The sequence below is a fragment of the Streptomyces sp. NPDC050535 genome, from assembly GCF_044457665.1.
Lineage (GTDB): Bacteria > Actinomycetota > Actinomycetes > Streptomycetales > Streptomycetaceae > Streptomyces.
The window spans coordinates 240,606-253,474 of record NZ_JBITHE010000012.1 but is presented as its reverse complement, the minus strand read 5'-3'; the positions used below and the strand labels follow the sequence as shown (position 1 = coordinate 253,474).

The following is a 12,869-nucleotide window of genomic DNA, read 5'->3' as shown; positions in this document are numbered from 1 at the left end:
GCGGTGGCGACGGCGGGGCGGTGGTGCCGACGGGTTGGGGGGCCACCGCCTGGTCGTCAGGCGGCGGAGGAGAGGAGCCGTCGTCCCCCCCGTCGGGTGGCCCGGCGCGGGGCGTCGGCGGTCGCCGGCGGAGCCGTTATGACTCCGTGCGGTACATCAGGTCGGTCTCGTGGGTGTGGAAGCCGAGGCGTTCGTAGACGGTGACGGCGGGGGTGTTGTCGGCGTCGACGTAGAGCATGGCTGTCGGGAGGGACTGGGCGGCCAGGTGGCGGAGCCCGATCGTGGTGAGGGCTTTGCCCAGGCCGCCGCCCTGGGCGCCGGGGCGCACCCCGAGGACGTACACCTCGCCGAGCTGTTCCCGCGCGTGCACCTTCGTCCAGTGGAAGCCGATCAGTTCGCCGTCGCGGAAGGCGAGGAAGAAACCGGACGGGTCGAACCACGGCTCGGCCATCCGGTCGTCCAGGTCGCGCTGGGTGAGGGAGCCCTGCTCGGGATGGTGTGCGAAGGCCTCGGCGTTCACGGCGAGCCAGGCGGCATCGTCCCGCCCCGGCACGAACGCGCGCACGTGCACCCCGTCGGGCAGCTTCGGCTCGGGCAGGTCGAGATCGGTCAACGGCCGCCGCAGCTGGCGCAGTTCGCGGAAGAGGGCGAGCCCGAGGACCTGCGCGAGATGCCGCGCGGCGGAGTGCCCGCCGTGCGCCCAGACCCGCAGCCGCTTCCCGGACTCGGCGAGCAGCCCAGCACCCAGCGCCCGCCCGTGCCCGTGCCCGCGGTGCGCCGGATGGACGACCAGCTCGGCGGCCGGAGCCTCCACCGGGTCGGTGTCCTCCAACTGCGCGTACCCGATCAGCTCGTCGCCGAGGGACAGCAGCAGATGCCGAACTCCGGGACGGGCCCCGCCCTTCAGATACAGGCGCCCCTGCTCGGACACCGCCTGCTGGCCGTCGGTGCCGGCGGCCTCCGCGAGCAGCCGGAGCACGTCCTCGGCCTGGGCCGGGGAGAGCGCGGAAAGGGTCTCGATGGCGCGGGAACGGCCGGGGTTCGCGGTGTCGTCGCTGGTCATGGATACGAGGGTACGGCGAGCCGCCCGGATGGACCGAGAGGCAACGGCAACCTGCCCGTAACCACGAACCCCCTGTTGCGCTACGCGCGTTGATTCTAAAGTGCGTGCAAAGCATCGGCTGTCGCACAGCTCCCGGAGTCCACCCGGCTCCCGGAGCCCTCACCTCCCTGGGGGGAACCCATGTCGCCGACTTCCCGGCACAGACGTACCTACCGCATACTCGCCGGCGCCGCCGGACTCGCCACCGTCGGCGCCCTGGCCGCCGCCCTGCCCGCGAGCGCCGGCCAGGACCGGGACAGCGGCCACGGCCACAAGCCCGGCAGCGGCCGCTACCAGGACGTACAGCTGCTGTCCTTCAACGACCTGCACGGCAACCTGGAGGCGCCGTCCGGCTCCTCCGGCCGGGTCACCGAGGTGCAGGCGGACGGCACCACCAAGACGATCGACGCGGGCGGCGTGGAGTACCTCGCCACCCACCTGCGCGACGCCCGCAAGGGCAACAAGTACTCGATCACGGCCGCCGCCGGCGACATGGTCGGCGCCTCCCCGCTGATCTCGGGACTTTTCCACGACGAGCCCACCATCGAGGCGCTCAACGGCCTCGACCTGGACGTCAGCTCGGTCGGCAACCACGAGTTCGACGAGGGCGCCACGGAACTGGCCCGTCTCCAGAACGGCGGCTGCCACCCGACGGACGGCTGCTACGACGACAGCGAGAAGTTCGAGGGGGCCGACTTCCCCTACCTCGCGGCGAACGTCACCAAGGAGAAGACCGGCAAGCCGGTCCTCAAGCCCTACTGGGTGTGGAAGAAGAACGGCGTCAAGGTCGGCTTCATCGGCGTGACCCTCGAAGGCACGCCGAACATCGTCTCCGCCGAGGGCGTCAAGGGCCTGAAGTTCGGCGACGAGGTCGCGACGATCAACAAGTACGCCAAGGAACTCCAGCGGCAGGGTGTGAAGTCGATCGTCGCGCTGATCCACGAGGGCGGCACGCCCGCCTCGACGGCGTACAACTACGACTGCGACAGCCCCGGCGCCGGTGACGGCATCTCCGGGCCGATCGTCGACATCGCGAAGAACGTCACCCCGGCCGTCGACGCGCTGGTCACCGGCCACACCCACCAGGCCTACGCCTGCACGATCGACGACCCCGCGGGCAAGCCCCGCACGGTCACCTCGGCCTCCTCCTTCGGCCGCCTCTACACGGACACCACGCTGACGTACGACCGCTGGACCGGTGACATCGCCCGTACGGCGGTGAAGTCCGCGAACCACGTGGTGACGCGTGACGTGGCGAAGGCCGCCGACATGACGGCCCTGATCGACCGGTGGAAGGCGCTCTCCGCCCCGATCGCCTCCCGTCCCATCGGCTACATCGCGGGTGAGATCCCCAGCACCGGCACCGAGTCCCCGCTCGGCGACCTGATCGCCGACGCGCAGCTCGCGCACGCCAGGACCCTCGACCCGGGGGCCGACCTCGCGGTGATGAACCCGGGCGGCATCCGCGCCGGGCTCACCTATGCGGCGAGCGGCAGTGAGGGCGACGGGGTGGTGACCTTCGGCGAGGCGTACACGGTCCAGCCGTTCGCCAACACCGTCAACCTGGTCGACCTCACCGGCGCCCAGGTGATCACCGCGCTCCAGCAGCAGGTCAGCGGCCTGAACGAGGCCTCCCCGAAGATCCTCCAGATCTCGGCGGGTCTGACCTACACGCTGGACCTGACGAAGACCGGCGCCGCGCGCGTGGCCGCGGACTCGGTCAGGCTCAACGGCGCGGCCATCGACCCCGCCGCCACCTACCGCGTCGCGATGAACTCCTTCCTCGCGGGCGGCGGCGACGGCTTCGCCGCGCTGGGCCAGGGCACCAACGTCCTGGTCGGCAGCGACGACCTCGCCGCCCTGGAGGCCTACCTGACGGCCAACTCCTCGGCCGCCACGCCGTATCCGGTGCCGGCCGCGAACCGGATCACCATCGTGAAGTAGCACTGCCCGATCAAGAAAAGTGGGGCCGGTACGCGCATGCGTATCGGCCCCACTTTTTTATAAGTTATGTGTGAGCGGTCGGTTGGTTCCCATTCCGTTCTGAGAACTCTTTTCAGATGCAATTCACTGAGGTCTAAGGCAAATTGGCGATTCCGGGGTTTGGCGTCCCGTAGTGTTTTCCATGTCGAAAGCGAACAGCGCTTACGGCAAAAGGAATTCAGCACTGCGAACCCGCAGCGGAAAAGGGAGAACCCCATGAGCTTCCACAAGATCACCCCGGTCAAGAAGAACAGCCACAAGGCCGCCCCGAAGCCCGCGCCGAAGAAGGCGGCCGCGAAGAAGCCCGCCGCCAAGCGCCCGGTGGGCCGGCAGGGCCGCTAGCAGCCGCTACGAGGCGGGGTCACCGGAGAATTCCGGTGACCCCGCCTCGGCCGTGTTCCGGATCGTAAAGGAGAGATGAGTTGATATGCGGGAAGTACGGGAGGCGTTCACGCGGTTCTGGCCGCTGACGCGCGGTGACCGTAAATGGCTGGTGCTGATCATCTGCTGCGTGATCGTGGCCGCACTCGCCGAGACCGCCTCGATCCTGCTCTTCGCGGAGCTCACCGACCACGCCCTCAAGGACGGCAGGCTGGACAAGTTCTGGGGCCCCGCGGCCACCTGGCTCACCGTCGCCGTACTCGGCGCGGTCGTCGGCTATCTGGGCAACTCGCTCGCCGTGTGGACCGCCGAGAGGTTCGTCCTGCGGCTGCGCGCGAGTGTCTTCCGCCACGTCCAGGACCTGCCCCCCGACTTCTTCCAGCAGCACCGCCGCGGCGACCTGGTCGAACGCCTCACCGGAGACGTCGAGGCCATCGAGCAGATGGTGGTGTCCGGCGTCGTCGGCACCGTCTCCGCCGCCTTCTCGGCCCTCTTCTACGCCGCCGCCGCGCTCTGGCTCCGCTGGGACCTCGCCCTCGTCACCTTCCTCCTCGCCCCCCTCTTCCTGGTCGCCGCGCGCCGCTTCGCCGGCCGGGTCAAGACGTCCTCGCAGGAGGAACGCGCCGCCGACGGCGCGATCACCTCGGTCGTCGAGGAGTCCCTCGGCAACATCGTGCTGACCCAGGCCTACAACCGCCGCCGCGCCGAGGAGAAGCGGCTCGACACGGAGGCCAGGGCCTGGATGCGGGCCAGCGTGCGCGGGGCGCGGGCGAGCGAGATGTACGAGCAGTTCGTCGAGGTCGTCGAGACACTGTGCGTGCTCGCGGTGATCGGCCTGGGTGTCTGGGAGATCGCCCAAGGGCGCATGTCCCTCGGCCAGTTGCTCGCCTTCGCCGCCTTCCTCGGCTACCTGTATCCGCCGGTCCGCAGCCTCGGACAGCTCGGCCTGACACTCACCGCCGCGACGGCGGGCGCCGAGCGGCTGGCGGAGATCCTGGACACCGAACCCGCCGTCACCGACCCCGCCGACCCGGTAAGGACCTGGCCCGTACGCGGCTGGGTCAGCCTGCACGGCACCTCGTTCCGTTACCCGGGCGCCGGGCGCGAATCCCTCCACGACGTGACCTTCACCGCGGCGCCCGGCGAACTCGTCATCGTCACCGGCCCCAGCGGCGCCGGGAAATCGACGCTCTCCAAACTCCTCACGCGCTTCTACGACCCCACCTCGGGCGTCATCTGCCTGGACGGGGTCCCGCTCACCGACGTACCCCTGGAGTTCCTGCGCGAGAACGTCGCGCTGCTGCCCCAGGAAACCCTCGTACTGAACGGCACGATCCGCGAGAACATCGCGTGCGGACGCCCGGGAGCGAGCGAGGCGGAGATCCGGCGGGCCGCGGCCGACGCCTTCGCGCACGACTTCATCCAGGCGCTTCCGGACGGTTACGACACGGCCCTCGCCCCCGGCACGGCCACCCTCTCCGGCGGCCAGCTCCAGCGCCTGGCCATCGCCCGCGCCATGCTGCGCGGCGCGCCCGTCCTCGTCCTGGACGAACCCACCACCGGACTCGACTCGGTCGCCGCGCGCCGGGTGGTACGCCCGCTGCGCCGGCTGATGGCGGGCCGTACGACCATCATGATCACGCACGATCTGAGCCTGGCCCCCGACGCGGACCGCATCCTCGTCGTGGACGGCGGGCGGCTGGTGGAGACTGGCACGCACGAGGAACTGATGGAGCGGGGCGGCGCGTACGCACGCCTGGCGACACCGGGACTGGGCGACTCGACCCTCGAACTCGGCCGCCCGGCAAAGGAGTTCGGCGGCTACCTGATCCCGGACGCGCCGGGCCTGTCCGGCGGCCTGTCCGGCGTGACGGGCGCGCCGCACGTGTCCGAGGACGCCTCCGGTATCCGGAGCGTGTAGCCCAGCCCGCGCACGGTGTGGATGAGCCGGGGTCCGCCCCGGCTCTCCGTCTTCCGGCGCAGGTACATCACGTACACGTCCAGCGTGTTGGACGCCGGCTCGAAGTCGAACCCCCAGACCGCCTTGAGGATCCGGGCGCGGCTGAGAACCCTGGCCGGGTTCCGGAGCAGGTACTCGAGGAGGCCGAACTCCGTCTTGGTGAGGTCGAGCGGATGGCCGGCGCGGGTCACCGTGCGGGTACGCAGGTCCATCGTGACGTCCGCGAGGGCGAGTTGGTCGCCGGGGCCCGGGGCAGCCGCCTTCCGCTCGGGGCTGCGGCGCAGCAACGCCCTTACGCGGGCGAGGAGTTCTTCGGCTGCGAAGGGCTTCATCAGGTAGTCGTCGGCGCCGTTGTCGAGGGCGACGACACGGTCGCCGACGGCGTCCCGGCCGGTGATCATCAAGATGGGCACGGTGGACCCGGAGGCCCTGATCCGCCGGGTCGCGGCCAGCCCGTCGAGGCCCGGCATGGTGACGTCCATCAGCACCAGGTCGGGCAGGCCGTCCGGGGCGGCGACCAGGTCGAGGGCCTCCCTGCCGTCACCGGCGAGGAGGGTCTCGTACCCCTCGAACCTGAGCAGTCTGCCGAGCCCCTCTCGTACGGCCTCGTCGTCATCGGCCAGCAGGATCTTCCGCGCCATCCGTCAAACGTGTGACGGGGTGCTGTGGGAGAGCTTGGAGAGGGGTGTGGGCAGGCTGCGGGTGAGGGAGACGGCTCTGTCGAGCGGTAGTGACGTCACCTGTCGATGAGTTTGGGAGGCGCCCAGAACCACGGTCGGGTGATGTCGATGAGTTCTGAAGAGGTCTCAGGAATCGAGCACGGCGGCGACGGCCTCGATCTCAACGAGTTGGTCGTTGTAACCGAGCACGGTGACGCCCATCAAGGTGCTGGGGACGTCATGGTCGGCAAACGAGTCCCGGACCACCTGCCAGGCGGTCACCAGGTCCTCCCGTCGGGTCGATGCGACGAGAACCCGTGTGCTGATGACGTCCTGGAGCGACGCACCTGAGGCGGTAAGAGCAACCTGCATGTTCTCGATCGCTTTCGCTGCCTGGCCCGCGTAATCCCCGATCGCTGCCGTGGAGCCGTCATCGTTCAGCGGACATGACCCGGCGAGGAAGATCAGGCGTGACTCGGCGGGCGCCGTGGCCGCGTAGGCGTACTCGGCGACGTCGGACAGAGAGGCGGAGCGGATCAACGTAATGGCACGAGCCACGGTGGTGGGGGCCTTTCTCCTCGGGTGCTGAGCGCGGACATCCTGCCAGCACCCCAGCGGCTCCCGCCTTCCCTTTTACCGCCGCCCCCACGGCAACGCCGTCATTTCTGCTCGACATTCACGAAGGTCTCCCTGGTTCAGGTTCAGGGCGGATCCTCGGTACGGACCGGTCAGTCCAGGTGGGGCGGAGGCGTGGGCGCCCCCGGCAGTCGTACCGTCGCCACCGTGCCGCCGCCCCGGGCGGGCGTCAGCGACACCTCGCCGCCCGACTGCTGCACCGTACGCGCGACGATCGACAGGCCCAGGCCCGAGCCCGGGAGGGCGCGGGCGGACGGGGAGCGCCAGAAGCGGTCGAAGACGTGGGGGAGTTCCTCGGCGGGGATGCCGGGGCCGTGGTCGCGGACGGTCAGTTCGCCGTCCTTGAGGGAGACGTCGACCGTGCCGCCCTCGGGGCTGAACTTCACCGCGTTGTCGAGGATGTTCACGATCGCCCGCTCCAGGGCGGACGGTTCCGCCCGTACGTACCAGGGCTCGACGTCCGCCCTGATCGTCAGCTCCGGGCCGCGCAGCCGGGCGCGGCGCAGCGCCGCGTCCACCGTCTCCTGGAGCGCCACCACCTGCACGCGGTCCGCCGACGTCCCCGCGTCCGAACGCGACAGCGTCTGCAGGTCGCCGATCAGGGCGGCCAGTTCGGTCATCTGCGCGGTGACCGACGACAGCAGCGCCTTGCGGTCCGCCGGGGGGATCGCCCGGCCCGTCTCCTCGCTCCGGGCGAGGAGTTCGACGTTGGTACGGAGGGAGGTGAGGGGAGTGCGCAGTTCGTGGCCCGCGTCCGCGATGAGCTGCTGCTGCAGCTCGCGGGAGTTGGCGAGGGAGGCGGTCATCGAGTTGAAGGAACGGGAGAGCCGGGCGATCTCGTCCTCGCTGTCCTCTTCCACGGGGATGCGGATGGTGAGGTCCTCGGTACGGGCCACCCGCTCGACCGCCTCGGTGAGCTTGTCGACCGGGCGGAGGCCGGCGCGGGCCACCGCCAGGCCCGCGGCCCCGGCGCCGATGACCCCGATGCCGGAGACGAGGAGCAGGATCAGGGCCAGCTCGTTGAGGGTGGCCTGGGTGCTCTTGAGGGGGGCCGCGAGGAGCAGGGCGACGGGCTGCGAGTCCGACGCGTCGACGCCCAGGTACAGGGTCAGTACGCGTACCGCGTTGCCGTTCTCGTCCGTGCCGTTGCGGACGACGCCGTTGGAGCTCTTGCCGCTCTTGATCACGTCCCGGTCGGACTGGGTGACCCTGACCGTGCCCTGGGAGGTCGGGTCGACGCAGGGCTCGCCCTCCTCCTTGATCAACTGGACATAGCCGTTGGGCCGGATTCCCTCAGGGTTCTCCTGCGGCGTCGTGGTGCAGTTCTGGAGGAGCTGGATGGTGCCGGGCCTGCGCACCTTTTCCTTGAGGTCGCTGTCCACCTGCTCGTACAGCTTCCCCTGCACGATGAACCAGCAGGTGACCGAGACCGCCGCCACCCCGAACGCCACCGCCGCGGCGACCAGCATGGCCAGGCGGGAGCGGATCGGGAGGGAGCGGAAGCGGCGGACGACGCCTCTCACTCCGCGCCGCCCGAGCGCAGGACGTACCCCACACCCCGCACCGTGTGGACGAGGCGCGGCTCGCCGCCCGCCTCGGTCTTGCGGCGGAGGTACATGACGTACACGTCGAGGGAGTTGGAGGACGGCTCGAAGTCGAAGCCCCAGACCGCCTTGAGGATCTGCTCGCGGGTGAGGACCTGGCGCGGGTGGGCCAGGAACATCTCCAGGAGCGTGAACTCGGTGCGGGTCAGTTCCACGGCACGCCCCGCGCGGGTGACCTCACGGGTCGCGAGGTCCATCCGCAGGTCGCCGAAGGTGAGCGCGTCCTCGTCGAGGACGCCGGCCGCGGCGCTCGCGTACGAGCTGCGCCGCAGCAACGCCCGGACGCGGGCGAAGAGTTCGTCGAGCTCGAAGGGCTTGACCAGGTAGTCGTCGGCACCGGCGTCGAGCCCGGTGACGCGGTCGCCGACGGTGTCGCGCGCGGTGAGCATGAGGATCGGGGTCGTCGTGCCCGCTCCGCGCATCCGGCGGGCGGCCGTGAGACCGTCCATCCTCGGCATCTGGATGTCCAGGACGACCAGGTCGGGCTGGTACACGGTCGCCTTCTCCAGCGCGTCCGCGCCGTCGACCGCGACCTGGGTGTCGTATCCCTCGAAGGCGAGGCTGCGCTGGAGTGCTTCGCGCACGGCCGGCTCGTCGTCGACGATCAGGATGCGCTGGGTTTCACGGTCGCCTTCGGCGGGGCTCATGGGCTCGGGTTCCTCGGGTGCGGTGGGACGGGGCCGGTCGCTTTCAGCCTCGCACGTTTCCGGGCTGCGTCGTAAAGGGTGTCGTAAAGGGCGTGCAGACCGGTTCGCGAACGAACCGGAACGTCAGCCCCGTACGACGGTACGGCGGCGGGCCGGGGTCCGGCGGGGCCGCCGGGCGGCGACCGTGGACACCTCGGGAGCCCGGCTCACCGGCGCGTGCAGCTCACGGGCCACTGCCAGGGCCAGGCCGAGACCGGCCGGGTCGCCGCCGACGGCGCTGTGCGAGACCTGCTTGATCGAGACCTGCTTGACCGAGACCCGCTCGGTCGGTGCCTGCTTGATCTGGGTGGTCATGTCGAACTCCTTGCTCACTCACGGCCCCGCGGGGGCCTCTCAGCTGTCGGAGCCGCCCGCGCGCAGGGTGGCCAGGTCGGACTTGACGGTGTTGATCGGGATGGCGAACCCGAGGCCGACGCTGCCCGCGCTCGACGAGCTGGTGGAGTCGGCGGCGGAGTACATCGCGGAGTTGATGCCGATGATGTTGCCGTTCATGTCGATGAGGGCGCCGCCTGAGTTGCCCGGGTTGAGGGACGCGTCCGTCTGGAGCGCCTTGTACGTGGTCGTGGACGAACCCGTGTCGCCGTTGAACTGCTGGCCGCCGAACTCGAACGGCCACTCGCCGCTGCCGCCGCCCTGCTGCTGGCCCTGGCTCTCGTCGGTGGAGACGGTGACGTCACGGTTCAGGGCGGAGACGATGCCGCTGGTGACGGTGCCGGTCAGGCCCTCGGGGGAGCCGATCGCGACGACCTCGTCGCCGACCTGGACGCCCGCGGAGTCGCCGAGCGTCGCGGTCTTCAGACCGGAGGGCGCGTTGTCCAGCTTGATCAGCGCGAGGTCCTTGGCGCTGTCGGTGCCGACGACGCTCGCGGTGTACGACTTGCCGCTGCTGAGCTGCACCTTGATCGAGGTGGCGCCGGAGATGACGTGGTTGTTGGTGATGATCTCGCCGCCGGTCGTGATGATCACACCGGAACCGGTGGCCTCACCGGCGCTCGAGGTGGCGCTGATCTCGACGATGCTCGGGCTGACGGCAGCTGCGACGCCTGCGACGGTGCCCTTCTGGGCGGTGGGCACCACGGTCGTGCTGGTGCTGCTCGACACGGTGTCGTTGCCGGTCAGTTCCTGGATGCCGTACGCGGTGCCGCCGCCGATGGCCGCCGCGACGATCGCGACGGCGGCGAGGAGGGCCAGCGGGCCCTTCGCGCGCTTCTTCGGAGTGTGGTGGGCCGGCACCGGCTCGGCCGTGAGGACGGCGGTGCTCGCCGCGGCCGGCTCGGGGTAGCCGCCGAAGGCGCCCCCGCCCTGGCCGCCGTCGCCGTGCCCGCCGTTTCCGCCCTGACCGGAGCCCGGCCACACGGTGGTGCCCGGCTCCACGGCGACGGGCTGGGCCGGCTGGTGCGCCGGCGGGGGCGGCCACTCCGGGTTCACGGGGGAGGAGGCGTGCTGCTGCCGGGGGTACGCGGACTGCTCGCTGCCCTGAACATACCCGGACTCGTCGCCCTGCTGGGGGTGCTCGTACTCGCCGCTGCGGCGGAAGCTCTCGGTCATGGAACAGAGCCTGTCGCCCCATCATGAGAGCTCCCTGAGCGCCCGCTGAGAAGCCCGACAGAACCTCGTATGCCCGATATAAAGCCGCAGGGGGCCCGTAAAACAGGGGTTCGGACCGAGTGGCCCCTTCAAGGGCGCGGGGCTCTCGTACAAGGGCGCGGGGCTCTCACATCATGCGACTCCGCCGCGTGGGCGCGACCAGCCACAGCGCACCCGCAGCCAAAGAACGACCCACCCCGGCGGAGCTACTCGCAGCCGCAGGACCGGCGTACGACCAGATGCGACGGGAAGAGCTTCACGCGCTCGCGGCGCGAACCCGCGACCCGCAGGCCGTCGTCGAGCACCAGGTCGACGGCCGCGCGGGCCATCGCCGTCCGGTCGGTGGCGATCGTCGTCATCGGCGGGTCCGTCAGCGCCGCTTCCTTGACGTCGTCGAAGCCGACCACGGCCAGCTCGCCCGGCACGTCGATGCGCAGCTCGCGCGCTGCCCGCAGCACGCCGATCGCCTGGTCGTCGGTGGAGCAGAAGATCGCGGGCGGGCGGTCGGGTCCGGCGAGGAGCTGGAGGCCGACCTGATAGGCGTCATAGCGGTTGTACGGCGCCTCGAAGAGCCGGCCCTCCACGGAGAGACCGGCCTCGTGCATCGCGCGCCGCCAGCCCTCCACGTGGTCGGAGACCGGGTCGCCGACGGTCGGGGTCTCCGCGATACCGCCGAGACAGGCGACGTACTCGTACCCGTGCTCCAGCAGATGGCGGGTGGCGAGCTGGGCGCCGCCGATGTCGTCCGTGACGACCGCGACGTCGTCGATGGCCTCGGGACGCTCGTGCAGCAGCACGACGCGGGCGTCCCACGCCTCGATCTCGGCGGCGGCGTTGTCGTTCAGGGCGTGGCTGACAAGGATCAGCCCGGAGACCCGCATCCCGAGGAAGGCGCGCAGATAGTGCACCTCGCGCTCCGCGACGTAGTCGGAGTTCCCGACCAGCACCATTTTTCCGCGCTCGGCGGCGGCCTGTTCGACCGCGTGCGCCATCTCCCCGAAGAAGGGCTGGCGCGCGTCCGGCACGATCAGGCCTATGAGCTCCGTCCTCCGCGACGCCATGGCCTGGGCGACCCGGTCGGGCCGGTACCCCAGCTCCTTGATCGCGGCGAGAACGCGCTCGCGCGTGGCCGGGGCAACCGGCCTCGGTCCGTTGTTGATGACATAGCTGACCACGGCGGTCGAAGTACCCGCCAGCCGCGCCACATCATCCCGAGTTACCTTGGCCACGCGCGGAGTCTACGCGGATGGACCTACCGCTGGGCAGGCCGTACGGCTACTTCCTGTGGGTCCACTGTGGTCCCGGTGTCGGCCGTCGCGTCCAGGTGCGCCGTCTCGTCCGCATCCTCCGGCTTTGGCTGGGCCGCCCTGGCCTTCGCCTCTCCCCCACTCTCGGCTTCGCTCGAGCGGGAGGTGCCCCCAGCGCCGCGGTCCGGCTTCTCCGGCGTAACGAATCGATAACCGACGTTCCGGACGGTCCCGATCAGCGACTCGTGCTCGACGCCGAGCTTCGCGCGCAGCCGCCGTACGTGGACGTCGACCGTGCGCGTACCGCCGAAGTAGTCGTAGCCCCAGACCTCCTGGAGCAGCTGGGCGCGGGTGAAGACGCGGCCCGGGTGCTGCGCGAGGTACTTGAGGAGCTCGAACTCCTTGAAGGTCAGGTCGAGGACCCGGCCCTTGAGCTTGGCGCTGTACGTCGCCTCGTCCACGGAGAGATCGCCGTTGCGGATCTCCATGGGGGAGTCGTCGTTGACGATCTGCTGCCGGCCCATGGCCAGTCGCAGCCGGGCCTCGACCTCCGCCGGACCGGCGGTGTCGAGCAGTACGTCGTCGATGCCCCAGTCGGCGGTGACGGCCGCGAGACCGCCCTCCGTCACGACCAGGATCAGCGGACAGCCCGGCCCCGTGGAGCGCAGCAACTGACACAGGCTGCGCACCTGCGGGAGATCACGGCGTCCGTCGATCAGGATGACGTCGGCACCAGGGGTGTCGACGAGGGCGGGGCCTTCCGCCGGGGCCACTCGCACGTTGTGCAGCAGCAGGCCGAGAGCGGGAAGCACCTCCGTCGACGGCTGAAGGGCATTGGTCAGGAGCAGCAGAGAGCTCATCGCGCCCCACCTGCCAGGGTCGTCCTACGGTCCTGCACGTTTAGCTCGCCCATAACGTCGGTTCCTCCTCGGTCCCTGCGAGGACGTTTGCGGCACTGCTTTGTACTCGCGTCTCCCGCGCCCCTGGGAGCCGCTATGCAACC

The 12,869-nt window shown here is 70.4% G+C and carries 12 protein-coding genes; 3 read left to right on the top strand and 9 right to left on the bottom strand.

What is annotated here, in order from left to right:
- Positions 1–136 precede the first annotated feature (136 nt).
- Positions 137–1,063, bottom strand: coding sequence for a mycothiol synthase (gene mshD, locus ACIBLC_RS26345; protein WP_399213650.1), 927 nt, complete (start codon positions 1,061–1,063; stop codon positions 137–139).
- Positions 1,064–1,243: 180 nt separating this feature from the next.
- Here mshD and ACIBLC_RS26340 point away from each other — a divergent pair, with 180 nt between their 5' ends.
- The 3 genes from ACIBLC_RS26340 (at position 1,244) to ACIBLC_RS26330 (ending at position 5,387) form a co-directional block, all read left to right on the top strand.
- A complete protein-coding gene (locus tag ACIBLC_RS26340) occupies positions 1,244–3,046 on the top strand; it encodes a bifunctional metallophosphatase/5'-nucleotidase (protein WP_399213649.1) in 1,803 nt (600 codons plus the stop codon).
- A 255-nt stretch (positions 3,047–3,301) separates the two neighbouring features.
- Positions 3,302–3,427: a hypothetical protein gene (locus tag ACIBLC_RS26335; protein WP_399213648.1), complete on the top strand. Its 126-nt coding sequence runs from the start codon at positions 3,302–3,304 to the stop codon at positions 3,425–3,427.
- Between the two features lie 85 nt (positions 3,428–3,512).
- Entirely contained in the window at positions 3,513–5,387 is a 1,875-nt protein-coding gene (locus ACIBLC_RS26330; RefSeq protein WP_399213647.1) for an ABC transporter ATP-binding protein, read from the top strand.
- Here ACIBLC_RS26330 and ACIBLC_RS26325 read toward each other — a convergent pair.
- The 8 genes from ACIBLC_RS26325 to ACIBLC_RS26290 all read right to left on the bottom strand — a co-directional run bounded on the left by ACIBLC_RS26325 (position 5,288) and on the right by ACIBLC_RS26290 (position 12,726).
- Positions 5,288–6,067: a response regulator transcription factor gene (locus ACIBLC_RS26325; RefSeq protein ID WP_399213646.1), complete on the bottom strand. Its 780-nt coding sequence runs from the start codon at positions 6,065–6,067 to the stop codon at positions 5,288–5,290. The two genes, ACIBLC_RS26330 and ACIBLC_RS26325, sit on opposite strands and share 100 nt — an antisense overlap.
- Positions 6,068–6,232: 165 nt before the next feature.
- Positions 6,233–6,643, bottom strand: a complete 411-nt coding sequence (locus ACIBLC_RS26320) for a RidA family protein (RefSeq protein WP_399213645.1) — start codon at positions 6,641–6,643, stop codon at positions 6,233–6,235.
- A gap of 170 nt (positions 6,644–6,813) precedes the next feature.
- Positions 6,814–8,244 carry a sensor histidine kinase gene (locus ACIBLC_RS26315; protein ID WP_399213644.1) on the bottom strand — a complete coding sequence of 477 codons (1,431 nt, stop codon included), beginning with the start codon at positions 8,242–8,244 and terminating at the stop codon, positions 6,814–6,816.
- Positions 8,241–8,972, bottom strand: a complete 732-nt coding sequence (locus tag ACIBLC_RS26310) for a response regulator transcription factor (RefSeq protein ID WP_399213642.1) — start codon at positions 8,970–8,972, stop codon at positions 8,241–8,243. Before ACIBLC_RS26310 ends, ACIBLC_RS26315 begins: the two co-directional genes overlap by 4 nt.
- A gap of 123 nt (positions 8,973–9,095) precedes the next feature.
- Positions 9,096–9,326, bottom strand: a complete 231-nt coding sequence (locus tag ACIBLC_RS26305; protein ID WP_399213641.1) for a hypothetical protein — start codon at positions 9,324–9,326, stop codon at positions 9,096–9,098.
- 39 nt (positions 9,327–9,365) lie between these two features.
- Positions 9,366–10,580 carry a S1C family serine protease gene (locus tag ACIBLC_RS26300; RefSeq protein ID WP_399213640.1) on the bottom strand — a complete coding sequence of 405 codons (1,215 nt, stop codon included), beginning with the start codon at positions 10,578–10,580 and terminating at the stop codon, positions 9,366–9,368.
- 245 nt (positions 10,581–10,825) lie between these two features.
- On the bottom strand, positions 10,826–11,848 hold the full coding sequence (locus ACIBLC_RS26295; RefSeq protein WP_399213639.1) for a LacI family DNA-binding transcriptional regulator: 1,023 nt from the start codon (positions 11,846–11,848) through the stop codon (positions 10,826–10,828).
- A gap of 23 nt (positions 11,849–11,871) precedes the next feature.
- Entirely contained in the window at positions 11,872–12,726 is an 855-nt protein-coding gene (locus ACIBLC_RS26290; protein WP_399213638.1) for a winged helix-turn-helix domain-containing protein, read from the bottom strand.
- Between the last annotated feature and the right edge of the window lie 143 nt (positions 12,727–12,869).